The sequence below is a fragment of the Micromonospora sp. WMMB482 genome, from assembly GCF_019038635.1.
GTDB lineage: Bacteria > Actinomycetota > Actinomycetes > Mycobacteriales > Micromonosporaceae > Micromonospora > Micromonospora marina.
Map to the genome: position 1 here is coordinate 3,295,133 of NZ_JAHOPD010000020.1, position 25,782 is coordinate 3,320,914.

Here is a 25,782-nt window from a genome sequence, read left to right on the forward strand (position 1 = left end):
GTTAGCCGAGATGTTCGATCTCCTGGCCCCCGGGCGCGACCTTCGTCCACAGGTCGACGATGCTCAGCTCCACCTCGGCGAGCAGTCGGCGCAGCAGCGGCAGGGACAACCCCACCACCGTGCCAGGGTCACCCTCGATCCCGGTCAGGAACGCCCCGCCCAGCCCGTCGATGGTGAACGCGCCGGCCACCGCCAACGGCTCGCCCGTCGCCACGTACGCGGCGATCTCCTCGTCGCTGATGTCGGCGAAGTGCACGGTGGTCGAGGCGACCGCCTCGGCCCGCGCCTCGTGGGTCACGTCGATCAGGCAGTGCCCGGTGTGCAGGACGCCGCTGCGCCCGCGCATCCGCTGCCATCGCCGGGTGGCGTCCGCCGCGTCATCGGGCTTGCCGAGGATCTCGCCGTCGAACGCGAGCACCGAGTCGCAGCCCAGCACCAGCGTGCGCTCGTCCGGCGAGGGCCGCAGCCGATCGCGTACGGCCTGCGCCTTCAGCCGGGCCAGTTCCAGGCACAGGTCCTCGGCCCGATCGCTCACCACCTGCGACTCGTCCACACCGCTGACCAGCACGTCGGGCTCGATCCCGGCGGCCTGGAGCAACTTGCGGCGGGCGGGGGACTGCGAGGCGAGCACGAGGCGCACCGGTACGGAGGTCGACACCCCGCCGACGCTACCGGCTGACCCTCGGCGGCGGGTCGTCGGCACGTCGGCGCCGCCGCCAGAACAGGTACCCGCCGCCCGCCGCCACCAGCACACCCAGGGTGGCAAGGCCACGTGCGGTCGAGCTGCTGCCGCCGTCCCTGTCCGGGGCGGCCTCCGCCGACGCCGGTGGCGTGACGTCGGAGGACTCGAAGCCGAGCGGCGGTACGTCGGCGGTGAGCGCGGCGACGAGGTCGATCACGCCGTAGCCGTACTGGTCGTCGCGGCCGGGCGGTCCCTTGTCGACGGCGGTGGCGGTCAGCCGGTGGGCGACTTCCTGGGCGGGAAGATCGGGGTACTTGGAGCGGATGAGAGCAGCAGCCCCGGCAACGATCGCAGTTGCGCTGGACGTCCCCGTGCCCTTCGAGTACTTGCCGTCGTAGCTGGTGCTGTAGATATCGACAGCAGGGGCAGCCACATCGATCTTAGATCCTGTGACTGCAATTGGGGCATGGTTCCCGGCCCGATCGGTACCGCTCACGGCGATGACGCCTTCCTCTGCGGCTGGATAACCGATCGTGGCGGCTTCAGGGAGGTTGCCTACGCCTGCGATAAGGACTATGTCGGCGGCCAGCGCATTCTTCACTGAGCGGGTCAGCTTCTCGCTCGTGACGCCTGCGCTTGAGATGCTTATAACTCCGACATGCTGCGTGACTGCAAAATCTATCGCCTCAGCGAGTTTGTCGGCCTCTCCATAGTTGTCTGATCTGGACGATATGATTGGAAGGATTTTGGCTTCCGGTGCTATGCCGAGTGCGCCGATTTCCCCATCAGAGCCATGGGCGGCGATCAGCCCTGCCATGGCGGTTCCGTGGCTGTTTGCGTCCTGCAAACCATCTCCTGTGCCCGTCAGCACATTCTTTCCCTTAAACAAATTTCGGGAGAGGTCTGGATGAGGATCTACGCCAGTATCAGGGACGGCCACTTGGACCCCGGCCCCACGAGAGATGTTGTGAGCCTCGTCTACCTTGAGGAAGGCCAGATGCCACTGATCTTGTCGGACTCGCGAAGCATCCTCTGGCGCGACTGGCTGCCCTGCCTGAATCGAGATGAGGCTAACGGCGGCCAAGATCGATAGGGCTATGCGCATGCTGAATCAGTCAACGATCTCGACCGATTGCTGGTCCTGGATCGATGGGACCGTCGTCGGTTGGAGGTAGCACGACTGGACTAACCCCCTTATCGGTCTCCCACGGGTGGTCTGGATCCCAAGGTCGAGACGGTCGAGACGGTCCACCCGCCTCGTTTTGGCGACTGGATCGGCTGCTCGTAGAAGGAAAACCGCCAAGAGGTGGTCCGCCCATCGAGCCCATCGCTGAGTTTTTCCCAATTCCGGGGCGCGATCCAGCATTGCCAGTAGGGGCAGTGCCCGCGCCGCCGCCTCCGATGACGCCGCCCACGGGATTCACCCTGCGGGGCGTGGCATTTGGAGAGGATGGCTGGACGAGACCCGGGCCAAATGGTTGACCGATCAATCCGTTCGGCTGCGTGCGAGGGAAGACGTTCTTTGGTGCCTCGCCTGAAACCGGTCTGCCCGTGGAGGGGTGAGGCCGAGTATCTCGCAAGGACGGGTTAGCGCCTAGAGCACCAGGAGTGGTGGGCGGAAGGGGAACCGAGTTTGGCAACGATGGGGGAGTCAATGGATTGTTTGGTATGGCAGCACGTGGAGAAGGGGTCAGGGTGGAACCGGCGCCGCCAAGGATCGGTCCGACGCCCACGGCGGGGGGAGTTTGTGGCCCTTGGCTAGAAGCGCCGCCAAGTGCCACTGGCTTCGGTTTTGGACTTGGACCTGTGACGACAACCGGAACGATTGGTGGAATAGCAGGTGCGGTGCCCCCGGCCCCATAGACATCTGGGTTATTCGTCTCGATGCCAGGTCGAGGAACAGCCGGCGGGCGCTGGAGCATGACCTGGGCGTGCTGGAGTTCGCCGCTCAACCCCGTCATCAACCCGCGCGCCCGTACGTTCAACTGCTCCAAGTCGTCGTCTGTCACCGGAGGCCGCTCCGGCAACCGGCTGCCGGCTACCGCCTTCGGGTCGGCGATCGTCGCCTCGTAGGCCTGCTTCTGCCGCAGCTTCTTCGCGTACTCCTCATGCAGTGGTTGCAGCTCGGCCCGCGCGCTGCCGATGGCGCGTGCGGCGGCTGCCAGCGCGTCGTAGTTCGCGGCGGCGGCGTCGTGGGTGCGTTGTACGCGGTCGATCAGCTGGTCGAGTTCGGCGATGTACGCCCGCGCGGCGGTGTTGGTCTCCGGCGGCCACGCCTCGGCCAGGCCGCGCCGGTATTCGCGCAGGCGGCTCAGGTGGGCCAGGGCGAGGTCGCAGACCTTGCGCCAGCCGGCGACCTGCTTCCACTGGCCGGTGGTGTCCTGGTCCTGCACGCACGCCCACATGCTGAGGACGTCCATCAGCCGCCAGTCGGTCAGCCCGGAGGTGCGTCCGCTGCCCCGTTCGATCACGGCAGGACCACCCGGCTCTGTTCACCGGCGGTGGGGTCGGCCAGTGGCGGCATCGGGCGGGCGACGGTGCTCGACGGCCCGGCGAGCGCCCGTTCCACGTCGGCCACGCGGGCGGAGGAGAACGCGTCGGCGTCGCCGTAGCGGGCGGCGATCCGTCCGGCGGCGTCGGCGAGACGGCCGGTCGCGGGTGCGAGATCCCACACCGCGCTCACCGCCGCGGTCTGGGTGTCGTGGTGGGCCTGGAGGAACTGGACCAGCTCGATGAAGGCGTCGGCCGGGTTGGGCACCGGGGCCTTCATGTCGTCGGCGATGTAGGACAGGTGTGGCGCGTAGTTGCGTGTCACCTCGTCCTGGAGGCGGTCGGCGAACTCCCGCATCTGCCGGATGTCGGCCTCGATGCCGCCGTAGCCGCGCAGCCAGCCGGCTGGCTGGTTGTCCTCCGGGATCATCGGAGCCTCCTGCCCGTCACCACACGGTTTCCCTGAGTGAGGTTAATGGCTCAACCGGGATCCCGGCAGCCCCGCCCACCGCCGCAAGTGGAAGGAGACGTCAGCGGGCCAGGCCGGAGGCCCTCCATGCGCCGGGGCCGGCGATCGGTCCGGCCATGGCGGGACGCGCGCTGCGCGCCCACTGCGACACGGGGGCCGGCGCGGCGGCCTGGGCCGGGCGGGTGCGCACCACGATCGCGCCGACCAGAGCGGCCAGCTCCTCGGCGGTGGGCACGCCACGGACGATCCGGAACAGCGGCTCCTGGGCAGACATGACCCAAGGGTACGCGTCGTGAATTCGACCTTCGCCGTACAGTGGCGTGCCGACGGTGTGGGCGTCGCAGCGGCCGGGTACGGTTTCTGCGATGTCGAACGCTCTCCCCCAACTCGTCGCCGACCGGTACCGGCTTCTCACGCCGCTCGGTCAGGGCGGCATGGGCCGCGTCTGGAAGGCGCGGGACGAGGTGCTGCACCGGGACGTGGCCATCAAGGAACTGGTCCCGCCCCCCGGCCTCACCCCGGAGGAGCGCCGCGAGATGCGCGAACGCTCGCTGCGTGAGGCGCGGGCGATCGCCCGCCTCAACAACGTCAACGTGGTCCGCATCTTCGACGTGCTGCGCACCGACGGCGATCCGTGGATCGTCATGGAGTACGTGGCGTCGAAGTCGTTGCAGGACACCATCGCCGAGGACGGCCCGGTGTCGGCGGCGAAGGCGGTCGAGATCGGCCTCGGCGTTCTCAACGCGCTGAAGGCCGCGCACAAGGCCGGCATCATGCACCGCGACGTGAAGCCCGGCAACGTGCTGCTCGGCGAGGACGGCCGCGTGGTGCTCACCGACTTCGGCCTGGCCACCATCCCCGGCGACCCGAACGTGACGCGCACCGGCATGGTGCTGGGCTCGCCCGCGTACATCTCCCCGGAGCGCGCCCGCGACGGCACGGCCGGCCCGGAGGCGGACCTCTGGTCGCTCGGCGCGACGCTCTACGCGGCGGTCGAGGGCAAGTCGCCGTACGCGCGCCCGTCGGCGATCGCCACGCTCGCCGCGCTCGCCACCGAGCCGATGCCGCCGCCGCGCAACGCCGGGCCGCTCAAGCCGGTGCTTCAGGGCCTGCTGCGCAAGGACCCGGACGAGCGGATCACCGCCGAGGTGGCGGAGCGCATGCTGCGCAAGGCCGCCGGCCGTCGCGCCAAGAGCATCTCGCTGCTGGACGGCGTACGCCGGCCCGGGCCGAACGGTCCGCGCGTGCCGCGCCCGCCGCTGGTGCCCGCGCCGCGCCCCGCCGACCAGGCCGAGCGCGCGGCGTCCGGGATCGCCGCAACCGGGGGTACGGCGGCAGCCGCCGACCCGGCGGCGCAGGTGCCGGCGCCCACCTCGGACGCCGGGCCCACCGCGAAGGTGACCCCGCCGCCCGCGGATCCGACGGCGAGGCTCGACCCCGCGCCGCCGGTCGGCGACACACGGGTGGACGAGGACGGCGTCGACCCGGCGCTGGACGAGACGCGGCTGGACGGCGAGCCGGTCACCGACACCGCCGCGCCGGTGAGCCCGGCCGTGTCCGGCTCCGCGCCGGTCAGCCCGGCTCCGGCTTCCGCCGATCCCGAGCCGTCGACCGGCCGGGCAACGGTGCTGCCGGTCGAGAAGTCCGCGCCGAACCGGCGCAACCTGCTGATCGGCGCGCTCGTCGTGCTGCTGCTCGTCGGCCTGGTGGTGGCCGTGCCGCTGCTGAACAACGGTGACGACGGCGACGGCGGTGAGCCGACGGCAGGCACCTCGGCGTCCGCGGCGCCGCCGCCGCCCGCGCCGAGCGAGAGCGCGTCGCCGAGCGCCCCGGCGACCAGTGCGCCGGCCAGCCCCACGCCGTCGGCCAGCCCGTCGGCCTCGGGGTTCACGCTGCCGGCGGGATGGCGCCTCTACACCGGCCCGAACGGCTTCAAGGTGCCGATCCCGAACGGTTTCGAGGCGCGGGTCCGCAGCGACAACGTCGTGCTCTACGAGGTCGGCGGCGCTCGGCGGGTGCTGTTCATCCAGTGGACGTCGTCGCCGAAGAAGGACGCGTACGCCGACTGGAAGGCGCAGGAGTCGAGCCGGCGCAACTACGTCCGGGGCTACGAGTACGTCAACATCACCAAGTGCGACCCCTACTTCCGCACCTGCGCCGACTGGGACTGGCTGGAGACGCGCGACGACGGCACCCGCTTCCACGTGCGCAACCGTGGTGTGGCGACCGCCAGCAACCGGGGCTTCGCGCTGCGCTGGGAGGTGCCCGCGAAGGACTGGGACGCCAACCTGGCCAACTGGGAGATCATCACCAAGGGCTTCGTGCCGGACCGCAAGAACTGACCGGGAATCCCGCCGGTCACGAAACTCGCTCGCATGGCTTTCCGTCCTCGAGGGTATGAATCACTCCGACGACGGAAGGAGGCGCGACATGGGTTACCGGCGGAGGTACACCGGCCCGCGGCTGGCACTGTGGATGCTCGTGGCGCTCGGAGACGTCGTACTGCTCCTGATCAGCGCCGGCCTGTCCGCGCCGGTCGCGGTCCTCGGCGTGCTGACGCTCACGGTCGCCGGCGTGGCGGCGTGGCGTCTGATGCGCCGGACGCCGGTGCCCGTCCCGGCCACCGCGCGCCGCAGAGCCTGACCTCGGGTACGACGACAGTGGGACCGCCCCGTGAGGAGGCGGTCCCACTTGTGTCGTGCGTACGTCAGGTGTTGTTGGCCAGGGCGATCAGCCGGCTGCGGTCACCGTTCCAGTAGTTGCGGTCGACGTTGCCGCTGATCCCGGAGACGGCACCCGAGTCGGTGTACTGCCAGAAGCTCCAGAACGGTGCGCCGGCCGGCAGCGTGCCGGGCGAGCTGGCCCAGCGGGCGAGCCACAGCGGGTGGTTGGCCCACGGGCCGGACCAGTTGCCCGTGCACTGGTTCCACCAGCTCGTCGTGGTGTAGATGACCGCGTACCGGCCGGTGCGGGAGCGGTAGGTGTTCAGGAAGCTCTGCACCCAGTTGCGCATGCCGGTGGTGCTCAGGCCGTAGCAGTAGCCGCCGCTGTACGGGTTGGCCTCAAGGTCCAGCGCGGCCGGAAGCGTACGGCTGTCCGCCGACCAGGCGCCACCGTTGCTGGCCAGGTAGTTGGCCTGGGTGGAGCCGGCGGAGATGTTCGGCCGGGCGAAGTGGTACGCCCCGCGGATCACTCCGGCGTTGTAGGCGTTGACGTAGTTCGCGTTGAAGTTCGGGTCCTTGTAGCTCGTACCCTCGGTCGCCTTGATGAACGCGAACTGGATGCCGGAGTTGCGCACGCTGGTCCAGTTGATGCTGCCCTGGTACCGGGAGACGTCGATCCCCGGCGTGGTCGCGGCGGCGGCCGGTCCGGCGGTCGCCACGAGGGCCGCGGCCGCGGTGGCGGCGGCGGCCAGGCCGGCAGCGAGAAGCCGGCGTACGGAGAGTCTGGTACGGGCCATGGTTGCCTCCAGAGGGACGTCCATCTATTGACGCCTATCTTTGGAGCTAAGTGCCCTAGATCGCAACAGGAGGAGAGGAAATTTTCATCGACTGTCGTCGTTCGCCCAGGTGGCGTGGCGATTACTGATCAGCGGAGCGCGCCCGGGTCGATCGCCCAGCGGAACGGCTCGGTGACACTGAGCGTTTCACCGGCCTTGGCGACGGCATCCTCGACGTAGTGCCCGCCGTCGAGCCGGTGCAGCCGCAGCGAGTGGCTGTCGCCGTCCTGCTCGACGAGCAGGTACCACGGGATTCGGGCGATCGCGTAGAGCTGCATCTTGACCAGCCGGTCGGCAGCGGCGTTGCCGGGCGAGACGATCTCGCCGACAAGCGCCACGCGATCGGCGTCGAGGATCACGCCGTCGTCGTCGGCGTCCGTGACGACGAGGTCCGGGATCACGATTCGGTCCACGCCCAGCCGCACGTTGATGGCTTCGTAGACGAACAGGCCGGACGGCTCGGCCGCCAGCTCCACGGAGTTCGCCAGTCGTCGCGCCACCCGCTGGTGCCGTCGGCTCGGGGCAGGGCGCACGATCAGGCTCCCGTCGAGCAGTTCGATGCGGTCGTGGCTGTCGCCCAGCGCGAGGTAGTCGGCCTCGATCCACGGACCGACGTGCGAGCTGTAGGGCTCCAAGGGAGCTGCGCTCACCGACCTCACCTCCGCTCCGGCGCCTCGTCCGATCAGTCCCACACTCTATGAGACTCGGCCGGTCGAGCGACACGGCTCGGGCCGGTAGGCTCCCCGCCCATGCCCCTGATCGACGGTCTCACCACGCTCTGGGACACGCTCATGAGCGCCCAGCCGGACCCGCCGCCGCTGCTGGTGGTGCTCACCGCCGTGGTCGCGCTCGCCGTGGTCGCCACCCGGCTGCCGTGGCGGATCGCCCGGAACGCGGTCACCATCGCGCACGAGGGCGGCCACGCGCTCGTCGCGCTGCTCACCGGCCGGCGGCTGCACGGCATCCGGCTGCACTCGGACACCTCCGGCCTGACGCTCTCCGCCGGCCGTCCCACCGGGCCCGGCATGATCCTCACGCTGCTCGCCGGGTACGTCGCGCCGTCGCTGCTCGGCCTGGGCGGTGCGTGGCTGCTGGCCGGGAACCGGATCACGCTGCTGCTCTGGCTCGCGGTGGCACTGCTGCTGGCCATGCTGGTGCTGATCCGCAACCTGTTCGGCGTGCTGTCGCTGCTGGTCACCGGCGGCGTGGTGCTCGCCGTCTCCTGGTACACCTCGCCCGAGGTGCAGGCCGCGTTCGCCTGGACGTCGGTCTGGTTCCTGCTGCTCGGCGGCGTACGGCCGGTGTTCGAGCTGCACCGGCAGCGCGCCCGGGGCCGGATGCCGCAGTCCGACGCCGACCAGCTCGCCCGGATCACGCCGTTCCCGGCGCTGTTCTGGGTGGGCCTGTTCCTGGTGATCTGCCTCGGCGCGCTGGCCGCCGGCGCGCTGCTGCTGGCAGGCCCGATCCTGGCCGACGTGGGCCTCACCGCCTGACCACCGCCGCCCGGCAGCGAGCCGCGCAGAGGCGCCCGCAGCCGAGCCGCACCGGGTCGCGGAGCGGGCCGCCTCCCGGCAGGGCAGAATCGGATCCGTGCGATACGTGATCATCGGAGCGGGCGCGGTCGGCGGCACCATCGGCGTACTCCTGGCCGACGCCGGCCACGACGTGACGCTCGTGGCCCGCGGCGCGCATCTGGACGCGCTACGGGAGCGGGGTCTGACGCTGCGCACGCCGGACCGTGACGTGGCCGGCCGGCTCCCGGCGGTGGCCGGGCCGGAGGGGCCGCCGCTGCCTGCGGACACCGCGCTGGTCCTCACCGTGAAGTCGCAGGACACCGTGGCGGCGCTCGACACCTGGGCGGACGCCCCGGTCGAGGGCGGCGGCACGGCGGGCGAACGGCTGCCGGTCGTGCTGGCCCAGAACGGCGTGGCCAACGAACCGGCCGCGCTGCGGCGCTTCGCCCGCGTACACCCGGTGTGCGTGTGGCTGCCCGCCACCCACCTGGAGCCGGGCGTGGTGGTCGCCAACGGCCACCCGCATCCGGGCATGCTGCACATCGGCCGCTACCCGAGCGGCGCCGACGACACCAGCCGGGCGGTCGCCGCGGACCTGACCACCGCCGGGTTCGTCGCGCCGGTGCGCGACGACGTGATGCGCTGGAAGTACGGCAAGTTGCTCGCCAACCTCGGCAACGGCCTCCAGGCGCTGCTCGGCCGGGACGTCCCCGAGTCGCTGTCGAAGCGGGTACGCGCCGAGGGCGAGGCGGCGCTCGCCGCGGCCGGCATCGCCCACACCACTGTCGAGGAGGAGGCCGCCGAACGCGGTGACCGGGTGTCGCACCGGCCGGTGGGCGGCACGGAGCGCTCCGGTGGCTCCACCTGGCAGAGCCTGGCCCGTGGCGCGGGCTCGGTCGAGACCGACCACCTCAACGGCGAGATCGTATTGCTCGGGCGCCTGCACGGCGTGCCCACCCCGGCCAACGCGGCGGTGCAGACCGCGGTACGCCGGGCGGTCCGCGACCGGATCCCGGCCGGCGGCTTCCCGCTCGGCGAACTGGAGAAACTGGTCGGCTGAGCGGGCAACCCGCACCGCGCCGCCAGGCGTGTCCCCTCACGAACGGGGAGGTGGCAGGTGCCCGACAGCGACAGTTTCGACGAGTTCTACCGGGGCAGCCGGCAGCGGCTGCTCGGCTTCGTCTACGTGCTCACCGGCGACCTCGCCGAGGCGCAGGACGCCGTGCAGGAGGCGTACATCCGGGCCTGGCAGCGGTGGTCCACAGTGCGCGGGTACGACGACCCGGAGGCGTGGATACGGGTGGTGGCGAGCCGGATCGCGGTGAGCCGCTGGCGCAGCCTGCGCAGCCGGGCGCGCGCCTACCTGCGCCACGGCGCCGAGGAGAGCATGCCGGCTCCGAGCACCGACACGGTAGAGGTGGTGACCGCGCTGCGGCGGCTGCCCGAAGAGCAACGCGTCGCTCTCGCGCTGTACTACCTGCTCGGCATGCCGGTCGCCGAGGTCGCCCGGGAGACCGACGCGCCGGTCGGCACGGTGAAGGCGCGGCTGTCCCGGGGCCGAGCCGCCCTGGCCGAACTGCTCACGGTCGTGGATCTGGAGGAGCCCGCCGATGCGTGACGACGACCTGGCATTCATCGACTCGATGCAGCGGGACCTGCGCAACGTCCGCTGGGCGGCACCGGCCGAGCTGCGGGCACGTGCCCGGCGTCGCAGCCGCCGCACGGTGGCCGCCGCGGCGGTGGCGGTGCTCGCGCTCACCTCCGGGGCCGCGTTCGTGGCGTCCGGCCATGCCGCCTCACCAGCGCCGGCACCGGTCGCCGCCACCCCGTCGGCGACCCCCTGGAGTGCCACCGACGTGCCCGCCGAGGTGCTGCTGCAACCGGTCGACCTGCGGCCGGCCGGCATCACCCCGTGGAACGACGCCGGCCTGGAGGAGGAGATCCGGCTGGACCAGATGCTGGATTTCTGCCGGCAGGATCAGGGCCTGCGGACGGAGTGGGTGAAGTCCCGCTACTCGCGGTCGGTGACCCTCCTGCGGCAGCGGCCGGGCACCACCGACCCGTCGGAACGGCAGGCGGTGGCACTTCAGGACGTCTACCGGCTCGCGGCGCAGGACGGCGAGCGGCTGTTCGACGAACTGCCCGCGCTGCTGGCGCCCTGCCGCGCGTGGCGATCCGCCGGCCCGGTGGAGTGGAAGGGCAAGCGGATCCAGGCGGAGGTCGTTCACTCCTGGCAGACGGTCGACAGCGGCTTCGCGGGAGACGAGTCGGTGCTCGTGCGGCACACCGTCGGGAAGGTCCGGCGGCTGGACACCGGAGCGCCGCTCGGCGCCGCGAGCCCGCCGAGCGACCAGGCGGTGGTGCGGGTCGGGGACCTCGTCACGGTGCTGCGCACCGGACCGGGCGGCGACGAGGTGGCACTGCGGGATCTGGCCCGCGTCGCGGCCGAGCGATTGTGCGTGGCCGCGAACCCAAGTTGCTGAGCCGGTGCCCCCGCCGCCGAACCGGCGGGGGCACCCGGCGCGTCACAGCGGGATGTTGCCGTGCTTCTTCGGCGGCAGCGTCTCGCGCTTGGTGCGCAGCACCCGCAGCGCCCGCACGATCTGGGTACGCGTCTCGTGCGGCGGGATCACCCCGTCGACGTAGCCGCGCTCCGCGGCGATGTACGGGTTGGCGAGCGTGTCCTCGTACTCGGCGATCTTCTCGGCGCGGACGGCGGCCGGGTCCTCGGCGTTCGCCAGCTCCGAGCGGTAGAGGATGTTCACCGCGCCCTGCGCGCCCATCACCGCGATCTGCGCGGTCGGCCAGGCGAAGTTCAGGTCCGCGCCGAGGTGCTTGGAGCCCATCACGTCGTACGCGCCGCCGTACGCCTTGCGGGTGATGACTGTGACCTTCGGGACGGTGGCCTCGGCGTACGCGTAGATGAGCTTCGCGCCGCGCCGGATGATGCCGTCCCACTCCTGGCCGGTGCCGGGCAGGAAGCCGGGCACGTCCACGAAGGTGAGCACCGGGACGTTGAACGCGTCGCAGGTGCGCACGAACCGGGCCGCCTTCTCCGACGCGGCGATGTCGAGCGTGCCGGCGAACTGCATCGGCTGGTTCGCCACCACGCCCACCGGGCGCCCCTCCACGCGGCCGAAGCCGACCACCATGTTCTGCGCGTACAGCGGCTGCACCTCGAGGAACTCGCCGTCGTCGAGCACGTGCTCGATGACCCGGTGCATGTCGTACGGCTGGTTGGCCGAGTCCGGGATCAGCGTGTCCAGTTCCCGGTCGGAGTCCGTGATGTCGAGGATCGCGGGGGCGTCGAAGACCGGCGGCTCGTCCAGGTTGTTCGACGGCAGGTACGACAGCAGCGCCTTGACGTACTCGATCGCGTCCTCCTCGTCGGTGCCGAGGTAGTGTGCGTTGCCGCTGCGGGCGTTGTGGGTCCGGGCGCCGCCCAGCTCCTCCATGCCCACGTCCTCGCCGGTGACCGTCTTGATCACGTCGGGGCCGGTGATGAACATGTGCGAGGTCTGGTCGACCATGACGGTGAAGTCGGTGACCGCCGGGGAGTAGACGGCCCCGCCCGCGCACGGGCCCATGATGAGCGAGATCTGCGGGATGACGCCGCTGGCCCGGACGTTGCGGAAGAAGATCTCGCCGTAGAGGCCGAGGGACGCCACGCCCTCCTGGATCCGCGCGCCGCCGGAGTCGTTGATGCCGACGACCGGGCAGCCGGTCTTCATGGCCAGGTCCATCAGCTTGACGATCTTCTCGCCGAAGACCTCGCCGAGTGAGCCGCCGAAGACGGTGAAGTCCTGCGCGAAGACGCAGACCTGCCGGCCGTCCACGGTGCCGTAGCCGGTCAGCACGCCGTCGCCGTACGGGCGGGTCTTCTCCAGCCCGAAGTTGGTCGAGCGGTGCCGGGCGAACTCGTCCAGCTCGACGAACGAGCCCTCGTCGAGGAGCATCTCGATCCGCTCGCGGGCGGTCTTCTTGCCCCGCGCGTGCTGCTTCTCGACCGCGCGTGCCGACCCGGCGTGCACCGCCTCGTCGAGCCGTCGCTCCAGGTCCGCCAGCTTGCCGGCGGTCGTGTGGATGTTGAACCCGGTCTCGGTAGTCACCAGGGGAATATAACGATGGTTCAGGTCGAAGAGGCTGTGCAGTGCGCCTCACTCGGACCGTAGGCTGGCGGGATGCCCGGCTCGCCGTACACCGATCTGGACCGACCGCCGCTGTCGGCGGCCCGGCTGCGGCGCGCGCTCGTCGCGCCGCACGGGCCCTGGCGCCGGTTGGAGCTGCTGGCCGAGACCGGCTCGACGAACGCGGACGCGGTGGCCGCGGCGCGGGCCGGCGAACCGGAGGGCCTGGTGGTGGTCGCCGAGCGGCAGACCGCGGGCCGTGGCCGGCGGGGCCGCGTCTGGCAGTCGCCGCCGCGCGCGGGTCTCGCGACGAGCGTGCTGCTGCGGCCCGGCGAGGCGGTCGCGGAGCGTGGCTGGTCGCCGGTGCCCGCCACCGGGTTCGGCTGGCTGCCGCTGCTCGCCGGTGTCGCGCTGGTCGAGGCGGTACGCCTGCTGGCCGAGCTGGACGCGCGGCTGAAGTGGCCCAACGACATGCTGGTGGACGGCGCGAAGTGCGCCGGGGTGCTGGCCGAGGCGGTGCCGGGGGAGAACGACCGGCCGCCCGCGATCGTGGTCGGTGTCGGGCTGAACGTGACGCTGCGCGCCGACGAGCTGCCGGAGAACCCGAACGGGCTGCCAGCCACCTCGCTCCAGCTCGCCGGCGCCACCGCCACCGACCGGGATCCGCTGCTGCGGGCGCTGCTGCGCTCGCTCGCCGACTGGTACGAGCGCTGGCGTGACGCCGGTGGTGACGCGGAGGCCAGCGGGCTGCGCGCGGCGTACCTGGCTGGGTGCGCCACCATCGGCCGCCGGGTGCGGGTGCTGCTGCCCGACGGCCGGGAGGCGTACGGCACAGCCACCGGCGTGGACCCCGACGGGCAGCTCCTGGTCGAGACGGACGCCGAGACGTTGCGGCTCGCGGCAGGCGACGTGCTGCACCTGCGGTGAAAGGAAGGGCCCCTTCTTAACGCCTCCGGTAGAGGAAGGGCCCCCTGTTAACCAAGCCACGGGCAGCCGCCCGCGCGAACCACGTGCAGCCGCCCGCGCGGCCGATGCCGGTCGGACGCGGAGACCGGTTACGGTCAGCGCGTCCGGTTCTGCGAGGAGGTTCCGCCGTGGCGTTCCCCGAAGACGTGCTCACCGAGGACGAGCACGTCGTGTTGCACCTGCACCCGCACTGGAAGGCCCTGATCCGGCCGGTCCTGGTGCTCGTGCTCGCCGTCGCGGCGGTCGTCGCCGGGTGGCTCCTGCTGCCCGACGGCAGCGGCGGCACGATCGCGCTCTACGCGATCGCGGTGGCCGGTCTGGTGCTGGTGTTGTGGCTGGGTCTGCGGCCGGTCCTGGTCTGGCGCACCACGCACTACCTGTTCACCAACGAGCGGGTGCTGCTCCAGCAGGGTGTGCTGTCGCGCAACCGGCGGGATCTGCCGCTGACCCGGATCAACGACCACGCCATGCACCAGCGTTTCGTGGAGCGGCTGCTCGGCTGCGGCACGCTGACCATCGAGTCGGCGGGTGAGCGCGGCCAGTCGGTGCTGCACGACGTGCCGGGCGTGGACAAGGTGCAGACGAAGCTCTACGAGCTGGTCGAGGCGCACCACGACAAGCACAGCCTGGGCGACGGCGAGATGCGCGAGATCCTGGCCGACATGTCCGAGGGCAAGTCCCTGCGCGACCAGCCCTGACCCGCCGACGGAGAAGGCCGGCACCCCTGACGGGGGTGCCGGCCCCTCGTCGTTCAGCGGCGGGCGCGGCGGGGCTGGAGTTCCGCGGCGAGTTCGGCGTCCAGGTCGGTGCCGAGCGCGCCGCCGAGTCCGGCGTCCGCCGGTGCGGGGCGGTGGCCCCGCGGTGGCGGGAAGTCGGCCGCCCGGCCGGCGCCCGGACGCGGTTGGTCCTCCTCCAGCTCGCTGACCGATTCGGCCAGCTCGGCCACCGGGTCCATCTCGGCGACGTTGTCCCACTCGTCACGCGGCACCGAGTGCCAGGTCTCCTCGGCGTGCTTGGGGACCGGCTGGAAGACGAACGTCCGGTAGGACCAGAAGCGGAAGAGCGTGGCCAGCACGACACCGATGGTCTTGGCGAGGTTCAGCGCGAGCAGGCCGTGTACGCCGAGGCCGTACTTGGCCAGGGCCAGGACGCCGAGTTCGATGACCAGGCCCGCGCCGTTGAAGAGGAAGAACAGGACGTACTCGCGCCGCAGTGCCGATTTCGGTCGATCGCGGTACGTCCAGTGGCGATTCATCAGATACGACGTGATCGTGGCGACGATGGTCGCGATCACTGTCGCCTTCAGTTGGCCGTCACGGAAAACCGTGAGTGCAAGAGCATTGAACACCGCGTAATTGATGACGGTGTTGATGCCGCCGACGATGCCGAATTTGAGCGCCTCGTGGATGAACTTCTGCCAGCGCTCGGGCAGCAGACGGACTCCAGGCATGCGGAACACCTTAGGCAGTTGGCTGGGCCGGCTGGGCCCGGCGGGTCGGGATGGGCGGTTCGTCACGCCCCGGACTCTCGGTCGTGGCTCGTTGCGGGAACGGGAGGTGTTCCCGCCTCGACGAAGACGAACCGTCGGTACGACCAGAACCGGAAGAGGGTGCCCAGGCCGGTGCCGACGACGAAGCTGGCGATGTTGTCGGCCAGGGGGGTCTGGAACACCGCGGGCCAGATCGCGCCCAGCCCGTAGTGGCTGATCGCCAGGCAGGCCACCGCGATGCCGAGGCCGACCGCGTTGAAGAAGAAGAACAGCGCGTACTCGCGGGCCGGGTGCGACCGCTGCCGGTGCCGCCAGGTCCAGAACCGGTTGCCGAGGAAGGCGACGGTCGCGGCGATCACCGTGGAGATGGTCTTCGCGGCCAGCGGGGCCATGTCCCGGCCACTGGACAGGTAGTTGAAGAGGATGAAGTCCACGACGAAGGCGAAGCCGCCGACGGTGGCGAATTTGCTCAGCTCATGGATCAGGTGACCGAAACGGTCGAGCAGTGCTCCGATCGGACCTCGGCGGGTCTGCGGAGCGCCCGGCTGGTCTCCGGTCATCGTCGCGGCCACCCGCCGAGAGTACCGGTTGCGCGGTGACCGGGCGGACTGCAACGGCGAGTCGGCCACGACGGCTTCGCCGCGGCCGTCGCGCTCGGGCCCGCGGGGGTCGCCGAGGGCGTGGCCCGTTCTCGATGTCCGTGAGCAGAGCGTAACGCGCTGTGCGAATCTGTGGAGCGCATCACGGAATCGTCTTTCGTGACATGTTCGTACGCTTCCCCGCGATCCGGCGTCGCGGTCACTCCGGTGCCGGACCCGGCCGTCGAAGGTTCACCGCAGGATTTGCGTGAAACTGCGCGCGAAAGCGGGTATCAGATCGTGATGCCGCAGCGTGGCCGTACCTTGTGCAGTTCTTCACAACCAGTCCCACTGACTGGCGGGGCAGTCCGGTTTACGCTGAGCCCAATCCCAGGTTTCCACGAGGCGGCGTACCAGCCCGCCGGAACTCGTGCACCCCATAGATCGGTCAGCGTCGACCACAAGGAGAAGTGACATGGTTGCTCCGGCTGCTGTTCGGGGTATCGATCAGGCCCCGACGTCCCACCCCAAGCTGCTCGCCTGGGTCCGTGAGGTCGCGGAACTGACCACCCCGGACCGCGTGGTCTGGGTGGACGGGTCTGATGAGGAGTGGCGCCGCCTCACCGACGAACTCGTCGAAAGCGGCACCCTGATCCGCCTGAATCCCGAGAAGAAGCCCAACTCGTTCTACGCGCGTACCGACCCCACGGACGTCGCCCGGGTGGAGGAGCGCACCTTCATCTGCTCCGTCGACGAGGCGGACGCCGGCCCCACCAACAACTGGATGGCGCCGGCCGAGATGAAGCGGACGATGACGGAGCTGTACCGCGGCAGCATGCGCGGGCGCACCATGTACGTCATCCCGTTCTGCATGGGCCCGGTCGAGGCCGAGAACCCCATGTTCGGCGTGGAGATCACCGACAGCCCGTACGTCGTCGCCTCGATGCGGATCATGACCCGGATGGGGTCGGCGATCCTTTCGGCGATGGGCGACGACGCCGACTTCGTGCACGCGCTGCACTCCATCGGCGCCCCGCTCGCGCCGGGCCAGCAGGACGTGGCGTGGCCGTGCAACGAGACCAAGTACATCTCGCACTTCCCGGAGACCCGGGAGATCTGGTCGTACGGCTCCGGCTACGGCGGCAACTCGCTGCTCGGCAAGAAGTGCTACTCGCTGCGTATCGCCAGCGTGATGGGGCGCGACGAGGGCTGGCTGGCCGAGCACATGCTGATCCTCAAGATCACCTCGCCGGAGGGCAAGGTCTACCACATCGCCGGCGCCTTCCCGTCGGCCTGCGGCAAGACCAACCTCGCCATGCTGGAGCCGACCATCCCGGGCTGGAAGGTCGAGACCATCGGCGACGACATCGCCTGGATGCGGTTCGGCGCGGACGGCCGGCTCTACGCGATCAACCCCGAGTACGGCCTGTTCGGCGTCGCTCCCGGCACCGACTGGAAGACGAACGCCAACGCCATGCGGACGCTGGACCGGGGCAACTCCGTCTTCACCAACGTGGCGCTCACCGACGACGGCGACATCTGGTGGGAGGGCATGGGTGAGCCGCCGGCGCACCTGGTCGACTGGAAGGGCAACGACTGGACGCCGGAGAGCGAGAGCCTCTCCTCGCACGCGAACAGCCGGTTCTGCACCCCGATCACGCAGTGCCCGATCCTGGCCGACGACTACTACGACCCGAACGGCGTGCCGATCGACGCGATTCTGTTCGGTGGCCGCCGGCGGGACACCATCCCGCTGGTCACCGAGGCCCGCGACTGGGTGCACGGCGTCTACATGGGCGCCACCCTCTCCTCGGAGACGACCGCCGCCGCCTCCGGCGCGGTCGGTGTCGTCCGCCGCGACCCGATGGCCATGCTGCCGTTCATCGGTTACCACGCCGGCGACTACTTCCGGCACTGGATCGAGATGGGCAAGGGCACGGACGGCGACGAGTCCAAGCTGCCCAAGATCTACTACGTGAACTGGTTCCGCAAGGACGCCGAGGGCAACTTCCTCTGGCCGGGCTTCGGCGAGAACTCCCGCGTGCTCAAGTGGGTCATCGAGCGGCTGGAGGGCCGGGCCGAGGCCGTGGAGACGCCGATCGGCATGGTCCCGGCGCAGGACGCGCTCGACGTCGAGGGTCTGGACATGACCCCCGAGGACGTCCGGATCGCGCTGAAGGTCGACGCGGACGAGTGGCGCAACGAGCTGCCGCTGGTCACCGAGTGGTTCGAGAAGTTCGGGGACAAGCTCCCCGGCGTGCTCTGGGCCGAGCTGGACGCGCTGCGCGCCCGGCTGGACGCGGAGCCGCAGAAGTAACAGGTGTGCCTGTTGCCCCCGCCGGGCAACATCGGATGCCATGAGGACGGCCGCTGAACCTGTCGAGGTCCGGCGGCCGTCCGCCGTCCGGGCGCTCACCACACTGCTCGCCGTGACCGCGGCGGCCACCGTCGTGGTCGAGCTGCTCAACTACTGGTACGCCCCGGAGCAGGAGTTCGGTCTGGCCGTACGCACCGGCTGGGCGATGCTCCGGTCCCTCGGCTTCCTGCTGCTGATCGGGCAGGTCAACAAGGGCCGGGTGGGCGCCCGGCCATTCGGGCTGATTCTGGCCGTGACCACGATCTTCGCGGTCGGGCGGCTGATCGTGCCCCGGCAGGGGGTGCCCGCGCTGCCCGGCCTGATCGGGTTCGCCGTCCTCACCGCGCTCTGCGTCGCCGTGGTGGTGCTGCTCTACCGCTCCGAGGCGATCCGCGCGCACCTGGTCCGGCACCGCAAGGGCCTGGTCGTCGAGGGCGGAACGATCGCCTGGCGGGAGATGACGCCGAAGCGCCCGCAGGCGAACGGCTGGCTGCTCACCGCCCGGGTCGCGGCGTTCACCTACAGCCCGCTGATGCTGGTGCCGGCACTCGTCGCGACGGGTGCCGTGCTGGACGGGCGGCTGGCCGCCGTACCGGCAGTGGTCTTCTGGTTCGGCGCGGGCATCGCGGTCAGCTACGCCGTGTTGTTCTGCACCGCCTTCCTGTTGCGCGACAAGGCCTGGGCGCGGAAGGCCCTGGTGGCCGTCACGCTCGGCGCCCTGGCGATCGACCTGCCGCTGTGCCTGTGGCTGCTGGGCACCGACGGCCTGATCCGCGACGGCGCCCCCCTGGTGACGGCCGCCGCCCTCACCGTCTACTCCCTGAGCCGCGCCACCCGCACCCCACCTCGTTGATCATGAGGTTGGCGGCGAATTCGATCTCCCTCACTGCCGTCAACCTCATGATCGACGCCCCGGGGCGGGGTGCGGCGGGGCAGGATGAGGGGGTGTGGGAGGTCGTGGTGGTGGGGGCGGGGCCGGCCGGAGCCGCGGCGGCGATCGGTGCGCGGCGTGCCGGGGCCGCGCGGGTGCTGCTGCTCGACCGGTCCGAGTTCCCCCGCGACAAGGCGTGCGGAGACGGCATCGCCGCGCACGCGCTTGACGTCCTCGCCGAGCTGGGCGTGACCGGGGCGGTCGACGGCTACCCGCCACTGCCCGCGCTGCGCCTCGTCGCCCCCGGTGGCGGCACCGTCGCCCGGACGCTGCCCCGGCCCGCGTACACGGTGCCCCGCCAGGTGTTCGACGCACGCCTGGTCGCGGCGGCGGTGGCCGCGGGCGCGGAGTTGCGGCGGCACACGGTACGGCGGGTGGACATCGCCGCCGACCGGGTGGTGCTCGACGGCGAACTGTCCGCACGGGCGGTGGTCGGCGCGGACGGCGCCGGATCGGTGGTACGGCGCGCGCTCGGCCACCCGGTCAACCCGGACCGGCACCTGGCCCTCGCGATCCGGGGCTACGCGCCCGCGCCGGCCGGGCCGCCCGAACAGCTGATCGTCACCTCGGCGGCGCGCTGGCCCGCGTACGCCTGGGCCTTTCCGATCGGCGACGGTAGCGCGAACGTCGGGTACGGGGAGGTGCTGCGCGGCGAGCCGCTGACCCGCGCGCACCTGCTGGACCGGATGGCCGCGCTGCTCCCCGGCGTCGACCCGGCCACGGTGACCGGCCTGCGGGCGCACCACCTGCCGCTGTCCACCCACCGGCCGGCGCCCGGCCGGGGGAGGGTGCTGCTGGCCGGGGACGCGCTGTCGCTGATCAACCCGTTCACCGGCGAGGGCATCTTCTACGCGCTGCGCTCGGGGGCGCTCGCCGGCGCGGCGGCGGCCGGCTCTCCCGCCGGGGCCGCCCGGGCGTACGCCGCCGCGCTGCGCGCCCGGCTCGGCACCCACCTGCGGCACAGCTCGGTCGCGGCGTGGCTGGCCCGGCGGCGCCGGGTGGTCGACGCGGTGGTCGGCGCGGCCCGGCGGGACGAGCGCGTCTACCGCACGGTGGTGGAGCTGGGACTCGGCGACGGCCGGCTGGACGCGCGCACCCTGATCGCGATCGGGGCGGACCTGCCGCGACCGCGCCGGGCCGTCTCGCCGTCAGGTGATATGCCACCGAGACACTGATCTCTCCCGCGGGTCGCTACCCTGCAAGGTGATGACTCTGCGGAAACTCCTCTACTCCGTGTACGAGCGCCGGCTGACGGCGAAGCTCGCGGGCAAGCCCGTACCCGCACACGTCGGCGTGATGTGCGACGGCAACCGCAGATGGGCCCGGGAGATGGGCTTCGTCGACCCGAACGACGGCCACCGGATGGGCGCCGAGCGGATCAAGGAGCTGCTCCGGTGGTGCGACGTGGCCGGCGTCGGGCACGTCACCCTCTGGCTGCTCTCCACCGACAACCTCTCCCGCCCGGCCGCCGAACTGGATCCGCTGCTCCAGATCATCGAGGACCTCACCACCGAGCTGGCCGAGGAGGGCAACCCCTGGCGGCTACGGATGGTCGGCGCGCTCGACGTGCTGCCGGCGCAGCACGCCGCCGCGCTCAAGGCCGCCGAGGAACGCACCCGCGACCGCGACGGCGGGGCTCAGGTCAACATCGCGGTCGGGTACGGCGGGCGGCGCGAGATCGCCGACGCGGTCCGCTCGCTGCTGCTGGAGCACGCGGCGAACGGCGGCACGATCGAGGAGCTGGCCACGTCGATCGACGTCGACCACATCTCCGAGCACCTGTACACGAAGGGGCTGCCGGACCCGGATCTGATCATCCGGACCAGTGGCGAGCAGCGGCTCTCCGGCTTCATGCTGTGGCAGAGCGCGCACTCGGAGTTCTACTTCTGCGAGCTGAACTGGCCCGACTTCCGCAAGGTCGACTTCCTGCGGGCCCTGCGCTCCTACGCCACCCGCCAGCGTCGCTTCGGCACCTGACCCACCTCGCCCCCGCCGCCGTCAGCGGAGGTGGGGCAGGGCGGCGGTGAGGAAGTCGGCCAGGGCCGCCGGGGAGTCCAGGGTCAGGTCGGCCGCGTCGGCCACCTCGTGACCGGTCTCCGGGTTGGCGACGGCGACGCAGACGCCGAGGAAGTCGGGATCGGCGGCGGCGCGGGCGCGCAGCGCGGCGAACGCCTTGATGTCGGAGACGTCGTCACCGAAGTACCAGGCGCCACCGGCGTCCCGGACCGTCTCGCCGATCACCATGCCCTTGTCCCGGTCGACCGGGGGCTTGAGTTCCAGCACCATCCGGCCCGGCTGGGCGCGCAGGCCCAGCCGCTCGGCCTGGGCCCGGCCCCACTCCTGCACGAGGTCGCCGAGCTGCGGGGCGGTACGCCAGTGCAGCGCGACGGAGAGCCGCTTGAACTCGACGAGCGCGCCCGCCGGCAGCTCGGCGCGGGCCTGCTCGGCCAGCTCGGACATGGTCGGCACCCACGGCAGGGCGGCCGGCTCGGTGACCGTCTCGCCGCCGCAGTGGCTGTGCTCCAGGCCGTAGAGGCCGTACAGGTCGATGCCGGCGAGGCCGCCGAGGTGGTCGCGGAGGAAGTCCACCGGGCGGGCCGAGACGATGGCGATCCGGCGGACGTGCGGAGCGAGCGCCTCCAGCGCGGTGAGCACGTTGGGCGCGGGCCGTACGGCCGTGGGGTCGTCGTCGACGGGCGCCAGTGTGCCGTCGAAGTCGAAGAAGAGGACGACGTCACCCGCGCGGGCGGCGGTCGCACGCCAGGCGTGCTCCGCGTTCAACGGGGTCTTCGGCTGCTGGTTGCCCAGATTCAACGGCGGCACGCGCGTCAGCGTACCCCGCGCCGGGCGGCGTATTCGTGGCCGAGATGTGACGTCGGAACGACGTGGGGAGTCAGCGTTCGGCGGCTCCTCGTCCCCGGCGACCGAACGGCACCACTGCCGCGTCCTGGCCGTGGCTGAGCAGATAGCCCTCCACGAAGCCGGTGTTGCGGTCGCCGGTGTGCGCCTCGATCTCGTTGAGTCGCGCCACCAGGAACTCGGTGAGCGCGCTGACCCGGTCGTTGAGCCGATCGTGCAGCTCGGCGACGACGGCGAGGATCACCGCGGTGCCGGCTGTGGTGAGCGCGATGAGGTTGACGACCAGGGGAAGCTGCCCGCCGTCCAGTACGCCGACCACCACGTTGCCGGTCACGCACGATGTCAGCGACACCACCGCGACCACGACTGCCAACCATTTCAGGGTCATGGACAGACCCCTCCTTCTGTCCCGCAGGGCTGGGTTCGGCTGTGTCCCGTCCCCCCGCCGATGACGAGCCCCTAGCAGTACAAACGTGGACGCTAGCGGGTCCGTTCCGTCCCCGCGGCGAAACGATCGGGTCCGACCTTCCGTTCTTTCGCCATCTGAGGAACTAGCCCGCCTGTTTGCCCCTATTTCGGGCACCGCCCGGCAGAGTCGGGCGGTATGCGAGGTAACGAATGGTTTCTCGAATGTGGAACTTCTCCGCGTCGGACACGTTCGGGTCGACCAGCCGGCGCAGCAGCGCCTCCACGTCCGGGTCCATCGGGGGCGGGGTCGGCGCGGTCCGCGGCCCGGTGGCCCGGTCCCAGCCGAGGGCGGTGAACGCGGTGGCCGGTTCGATCCCCAGCCCTTCGCAGAAGGCGACCACCCGCTCGGCCTCCGGGTCGCTGGCCCAGTCGCCGCGTACCCAGCGGTTGATGGTCTGCCGGGAGACGCCGGTGCGCCGGGAGACCTCGGTGCCGCTCCAGGCCCGCAGCGCGCGGGCGTCGTCGAGCGCGCGCCGGACGAAGGTGGCGAACGCGATCTTCCGTGCGTTGGTCGTCTCGGTCACCCCGTGACGGTACGGCCAGTCGGTCCCGAGAGGCTGGCTCGGCACGCTGCTGTCACGCTGACGTGACGGTGGTCCGGGATTTCCGGTAAACGATCCAGTGCTGCTCCTGAGGGGTGTCACAAGGGCAGAATAGATGGACGCCAGTACGGCGGCAAAGGCCTGAAAAGCTGATACTGTCACGCTCATGAGACAACTTACGGTGTGTCACGTGCTTGAGACGACGAGTGCTCACATGCGTCACTCCGCGGGTGCCGAGGGGGTCTCGTGACCGAGCTCGCGACCCGCGCCCAGGCCTTCGGGCTGATCGCGGACGGGGTGTCCGCCGGGCTGAGCGCCCCCTGGCGTCTCTATCTCGCCCGCGGGTGCCGGTACCTCTCGCTCAGCGTCGGCGACCGGGGGGAGTGGGACGCCTGGCGGACCCACCTCGGCTGCCCCGAGCTGAGCGTGCGGGTCTACGACTCCGGCGGGGAGATCCGCCGGGCGTCGGTGGCCGAGGTGATCCTCGACGGATGTCGGATCAGCGTCGAGCTGGTCGAGGAGGTCAGCACCGACGATTTGGAACGGCTGCTGGTGGTCGACCCACTATCCGGGACGGACGAGCGATGACCCCCTTTCTCGCCGTGGTGCTCGTCCTCCTGCTCGGCTCCACCTGCTACGCGGCCGGCCGCCTGCACGGTCAGCTCAGCTACCGCATCGGCTACCGGTTCGGCTACCGCCAGGGCTACTTCGACGGCGACCGGGGCGCCTGGAACCGCCGCCGGCGCGACGCCCAGGCGGCCATCGCCTCCGCGCTGTCCGGTCCCGGCCCGACGGTGGTGACCTCGGCCGGGCGCTCCGCCGTGCCCTTCGCCGGCACCTCCGTACCCGCGGCGGTCGCCGCCCGGCCCGGCTCGGCCCCGGCCGTCCGCGTCACCGCCACCGGCCGGCTCGGCGCCGTCGGCCGGGTGGGCACCACGTACACCGGATCGTCGTTCGGCGCCGCCGGCGCCGGACCGAGGGCCGGCACGCTGGTGCGCCGGCAGGGCTGAGGCCCGCCGCCGACGACCGGCCGGGGTGCGCGCAGGGGGCATGCATCCCGGCCGGTTCCGGTCCGCCGGTCACTCGAACGGGTGTACGCCCGGCGAAGACCGATCGATGATCCACGCGCACCTCTAGCCCCGCGGCCCCGGTGCGATTAGCGTCTAGGCATGGCGCGGGGTTTTCCCGGGCCAGCCGGACAGCCCGGACCTGCGTCCTCGCGCACGGGGCCCGCATCCGACCCCGTGTCCTCCGGGCACCGGAAGAGGCGGAACTCGGGTGGCCGGGTGCCCATCCGCGGAGCAGGCCTGTGACCACTCGCCGTACCCCCGCCGGAGCCGAGCAGACCCCGGCTTCGACCGCCCCGACCCGCCGGACCACCCGCAGCCGCCGCGGCGCCGCCGCGGAGGCCGAGGAGCCCCGACCAGCCGGACCGGCCTTCGTCCTGGACACCTCGGTACTGCTGTCCGACCCGGCGGCGTTCCACCGCTTCGCCGAGCACGAGGTGGTGCTGCCGCTGGTGGTCATCTCCGAACTGGAGGGCAAGCGGCACCACCCCGAGCTGGGTTGGTTCGCCCGCCAGTCGCTGCGCATGCTGGACGAGTTGCGGGTACGCCACGGCCGGCTCGACCGCCCGGTGCCCGCCAACGACCAGGGCGGCACGCTGCGGGTGGAGCTGAACCACACCGACGACGGCGTGCTGCCGCCCGGCTTCCGCAACGAGTCCAACGACGCCCGCATCCTGTCCGTGGCGCTCAACCTGGCCGCCGAGGGGCGCGAGGTCACGCTCGTCAGCAAGGACATGCCGCTGCGGGTGAAGGCGGCCTCGGTGGGCCTTCGCGCCGACGAGTACCGGCACGGCCAGGCCAGCGACCCGACCTGGACCGGGATGGCCGAGCTGGACCTGGCCGAGGAGGAGATCGGGCGGCTGTACGCGGGCGAGACGCTCGACGTCGACGCCGCGGCGGGTATGCCCTGCCACACCGGCCTGGTGCTGCACTCCGGGCGGGGCTCGGCGCTGGGCCGGGTGCAACCGGACAAGACGATCCGGCTGGTCCGGGGCGACCGGGAGGCGTTCGGCGTGCACGGGCGCTCGGCGGAGCAGCGGGTCGCGCTCGACCTGCTGCTGGACGAGTCCATCGGCATCGTGTCGCTCGGCGGGCGGGCCGGCACCGGCAAGTCCGCGCTGGCACTCTGCGCCGGCCTGGAGGCGGTGATGGAGCGGCGCCGGCACAAGAAGGTGATCGTGTTCCGTCCCCTGTACGCGGTCGGCGGCCAGGAACTCGGCTACCTGCCCGGATCGGAGTCGGAGAAGATGTCGCCCTGGGCGCAGGCCGTCTTCGACACGCTCGGCGCGGTGGTGCACGAGAACGTGCTGGAGGAGGTCACCTCGCGCGGGCTGCTGGAGGTGCTGCCGCTGACCCACATCCGTGGCCGCAGCCTGCACGACGCGTTCGTCATCGTGGACGAGGCGCAGTCGCTGGAGCGGGGCGTACTGCTCACCGTGCTGTCGCGCATCGGCCAGGGGTCGCGGGTGGTGCTCACCCACGACGTGGCCCAGCGGGACAATCTGCGGGTCGGCCGGCACGACGGGGTGACGGCGGTGATCGAGGCGTTGAAGGGGCATCCCCTCTTCGCGCACGTCACGCTCAGCCGATCGGAGCGTTCTCCGATCGCCGCCATGGTCACCGATCTGCTGGAGGACACATCCGGCTGACCGCCGCTTTCACCCTACTTTGTCCGCATTTTTAGGGTGACGCAGATCACTTTTGTGCCCGGCCATTTCCCACCGGCCTCACTGTGCGCAATGGTG

General features: G+C 71.3%; 27 protein-coding genes. 15 read left to right on the top strand and 12 right to left on the bottom strand.

All coding sequences use genetic code 11. The features are described 5' to 3' along the window. Window position 1: 1 nt before the first annotated feature. From KSK32_RS16695 to KSK32_RS16710, 4 genes are all read right to left on the bottom strand, one after another. Window positions 2-658, bottom strand: a complete 657-nt coding sequence (locus KSK32_RS16695) for a nucleoside triphosphate pyrophosphatase (RefSeq protein WP_216932049.1) — start codon at window positions 656-658, stop codon at window positions 2-4. Window positions 659-668: 10 nt separating this feature from the next. Next, entirely contained in the window at window positions 669-1,787 is a 1,119-nt protein-coding gene (locus tag KSK32_RS16700; protein ID WP_216932050.1) for a S8 family serine peptidase, read from the bottom strand. 1,362 nt (window positions 1,788-3,149) lie between these two features. Further along, on the bottom strand, window positions 3,150-3,602 hold the full coding sequence (locus tag KSK32_RS16705) for a hypothetical protein (RefSeq protein WP_216932051.1): 453 nt from the start codon (window positions 3,600-3,602) through the stop codon (window positions 3,150-3,152). Between the two features lie 100 nt (window positions 3,603-3,702). After that, on the bottom strand, window positions 3,703-3,915 hold the full coding sequence (locus tag KSK32_RS16710; protein ID WP_216932052.1) for an acyl-CoA carboxylase subunit epsilon: 213 nt from the start codon (window positions 3,913-3,915) through the stop codon (window positions 3,703-3,705). 91 nt (window positions 3,916-4,006) lie between these two features. Here KSK32_RS16710 and KSK32_RS16715 point away from each other — a divergent pair, with 91 nt between their 5' ends. Together KSK32_RS16715 and KSK32_RS16720 are read left to right on the top strand one after the other, a co-directional pair. After that, the gene (locus tag KSK32_RS16715; RefSeq protein WP_216932053.1) at window positions 4,007-5,983 is read left to right on the top strand and encodes a serine/threonine-protein kinase; all 1,977 of its coding nucleotides are present in this window, start codon (window positions 4,007-4,009) and stop codon (window positions 5,981-5,983) included. Between the two features lie 88 nt (window positions 5,984-6,071). After that, a complete protein-coding gene (locus KSK32_RS16720; RefSeq protein ID WP_013284045.1) occupies window positions 6,072-6,284 on the top strand; it encodes a hypothetical protein in 213 nt (70 codons plus the stop codon). 64 nt (window positions 6,285-6,348) lie between these two features. Here the strand turns inward: KSK32_RS16720 and KSK32_RS16725 are convergent, their stop codons facing one another. Continuing rightward, on the bottom strand, window positions 6,349-7,101 hold the full coding sequence (locus tag KSK32_RS16725) for a GH25 family lysozyme (RefSeq protein WP_216932054.1): 753 nt from the start codon (window positions 7,099-7,101) through the stop codon (window positions 6,349-6,351). A 128-nt stretch (window positions 7,102-7,229) separates the two neighbouring features. After that, a complete protein-coding gene (locus tag KSK32_RS16730; RefSeq protein ID WP_289256297.1) occupies window positions 7,230-7,790 on the bottom strand; it encodes a Uma2 family endonuclease in 561 nt (186 codons plus the stop codon). Between the two features lie 99 nt (window positions 7,791-7,889). Between KSK32_RS16730 and KSK32_RS16735 the strand changes: the two genes are divergently transcribed. From KSK32_RS16735 to KSK32_RS16750, 4 genes are all read left to right on the top strand, one after another. After that, on the top strand, window positions 7,890-8,633 hold the full coding sequence (locus KSK32_RS16735; RefSeq protein ID WP_216932055.1) for a M50 family metallopeptidase: 744 nt from the start codon (window positions 7,890-7,892) through the stop codon (window positions 8,631-8,633). A 97-nt stretch (window positions 8,634-8,730) separates the two neighbouring features. Beyond that, a complete protein-coding gene (locus KSK32_RS34565) occupies window positions 8,731-9,714 on the top strand; it encodes a ketopantoate reductase family protein (protein ID WP_289256298.1) in 984 nt (327 codons plus the stop codon). Between the two features lie 57 nt (window positions 9,715-9,771). Next, entirely contained in the window at window positions 9,772-10,272 is a 501-nt protein-coding gene (locus KSK32_RS16745) for a SigE family RNA polymerase sigma factor (protein WP_216932056.1), read from the top strand. Beyond that, a complete protein-coding gene (locus tag KSK32_RS16750; protein ID WP_216932057.1) occupies window positions 10,265-11,137 on the top strand; it encodes a hypothetical protein in 873 nt (290 codons plus the stop codon). The genes KSK32_RS16745 and KSK32_RS16750 overlap by 8 nt, the downstream gene beginning before the upstream one ends. A gap of 42 nt (window positions 11,138-11,179) precedes the next feature. On the opposite strand, the gene KSK32_RS16755 is transcribed toward KSK32_RS16750, so the two are convergent. After that, a complete protein-coding gene (locus KSK32_RS16755; RefSeq protein ID WP_216932058.1) occupies window positions 11,180-12,763 on the bottom strand; it encodes an acyl-CoA carboxylase subunit beta in 1,584 nt (527 codons plus the stop codon). Between the two features lie 72 nt (window positions 12,764-12,835). Here KSK32_RS16755 and KSK32_RS16760 point away from each other — a divergent pair, with 72 nt between their 5' ends. Beyond that, complete coding sequence (locus tag KSK32_RS16760; RefSeq protein WP_216932059.1) at window positions 12,836-13,708, top strand: biotin--[acetyl-CoA-carboxylase] ligase; 873 nt, start codon at window positions 12,836-12,838, stop codon at window positions 13,706-13,708. A 167-nt stretch (window positions 13,709-13,875) separates the two neighbouring features. Next, window positions 13,876-14,445, top strand: coding sequence for a PH domain-containing protein (locus KSK32_RS16765; protein ID WP_216932060.1), 570 nt, complete (start codon window positions 13,876-13,878; stop codon window positions 14,443-14,445). Between the two features lie 53 nt (window positions 14,446-14,498). Here KSK32_RS16765 and KSK32_RS16770 read toward each other — a convergent pair whose 3' ends face one another. After that, window positions 14,499-15,197 (bottom strand): GtrA family protein, encoded by a 699-nt coding sequence (locus tag KSK32_RS16770; RefSeq protein ID WP_216932061.1) that lies wholly within the window; start codon window positions 15,195-15,197, stop codon window positions 14,499-14,501. Between the two features lie 62 nt (window positions 15,198-15,259). Next, window positions 15,260-15,796 (bottom strand): GtrA family protein, encoded by a 537-nt coding sequence (locus KSK32_RS16775; RefSeq protein ID WP_216927968.1) that lies wholly within the window; start codon window positions 15,794-15,796, stop codon window positions 15,260-15,262. A gap of 493 nt (window positions 15,797-16,289) precedes the next feature. Between KSK32_RS16775 and KSK32_RS16780 the strand changes: the two genes are divergently transcribed. Genes KSK32_RS16780 through KSK32_RS16795 form a run of 4 tightly spaced genes read left to right on the top strand, consistent with a single transcriptional unit; the run spans window position 16,290 to window position 21,078 of the window. Continuing rightward, on the top strand, window positions 16,290-18,131 hold the full coding sequence (locus tag KSK32_RS16780; RefSeq protein ID WP_216932062.1) for a phosphoenolpyruvate carboxykinase (GTP): 1,842 nt from the start codon (window positions 16,290-16,292) through the stop codon (window positions 18,129-18,131). A gap of 40 nt (window positions 18,132-18,171) precedes the next feature. Then, entirely contained in the window at window positions 18,172-19,023 is an 852-nt protein-coding gene (locus KSK32_RS16785) for a hypothetical protein (protein WP_216932063.1), read from the top strand. Window positions 19,024-19,070: 47 nt separating this feature from the next. Continuing rightward, window positions 19,071-20,276 carry a geranylgeranyl reductase family protein gene (locus KSK32_RS16790; RefSeq protein WP_216932064.1) on the top strand — a complete coding sequence of 402 codons (1,206 nt, stop codon included), beginning with the start codon at window positions 19,071-19,073 and terminating at the stop codon, window positions 20,274-20,276. 31 nt (window positions 20,277-20,307) lie between these two features. Further along, window positions 20,308-21,078 (top strand): isoprenyl transferase, encoded by a 771-nt coding sequence (locus tag KSK32_RS16795; protein WP_216932065.1) that lies wholly within the window; start codon window positions 20,308-20,310, stop codon window positions 21,076-21,078. A gap of 21 nt (window positions 21,079-21,099) precedes the next feature. Here KSK32_RS16795 and otsB read toward each other — a convergent pair whose 3' ends face one another. From otsB to KSK32_RS16810, 3 genes are all read right to left on the bottom strand, one after another. Beyond that, window positions 21,100-21,924, bottom strand: coding sequence for a trehalose-phosphatase (gene otsB / locus KSK32_RS16800; protein WP_216932066.1), 825 nt, complete (start codon window positions 21,922-21,924; stop codon window positions 21,100-21,102). Between the two features lie 70 nt (window positions 21,925-21,994). Next, window positions 21,995-22,348 carry a hypothetical protein gene (locus tag KSK32_RS16805; RefSeq protein ID WP_216932067.1) on the bottom strand — a complete coding sequence of 118 codons (354 nt, stop codon included), beginning with the start codon at window positions 22,346-22,348 and terminating at the stop codon, window positions 21,995-21,997. A gap of 163 nt (window positions 22,349-22,511) precedes the next feature. After that, entirely contained in the window at window positions 22,512-22,952 is a 441-nt protein-coding gene (locus tag KSK32_RS16810; protein ID WP_216932068.1) for an XRE family transcriptional regulator, read from the bottom strand. A 264-nt stretch (window positions 22,953-23,216) separates the two neighbouring features. On the opposite strand from KSK32_RS16810, the gene KSK32_RS16815 reads away from it, so the two are divergent. The 3 genes from KSK32_RS16815 to KSK32_RS16825 all read left to right on the top strand — a co-directional run bounded on the left by KSK32_RS16815 (window position 23,217) and on the right by KSK32_RS16825 (window position 25,686). Then, the gene (locus KSK32_RS16815) at window positions 23,217-23,558 is read left to right on the top strand and encodes a hypothetical protein (protein WP_216932069.1); all 342 of its coding nucleotides are present in this window, start codon (window positions 23,217-23,219) and stop codon (window positions 23,556-23,558) included. After that, window positions 23,555-23,980, top strand: coding sequence for a hypothetical protein (locus tag KSK32_RS16820; RefSeq protein WP_216932070.1), 426 nt, complete (start codon window positions 23,555-23,557; stop codon window positions 23,978-23,980). Before KSK32_RS16815 ends, KSK32_RS16820 begins: the two co-directional genes overlap by 4 nt. A gap of 299 nt (window positions 23,981-24,279) precedes the next feature. Beyond that, window positions 24,280-25,686, top strand: coding sequence for a PhoH family protein (locus KSK32_RS16825; RefSeq protein WP_216932071.1), 1,407 nt, complete (start codon window positions 24,280-24,282; stop codon window positions 25,684-25,686). Window positions 25,687-25,782 lie beyond the last annotated feature (96 nt).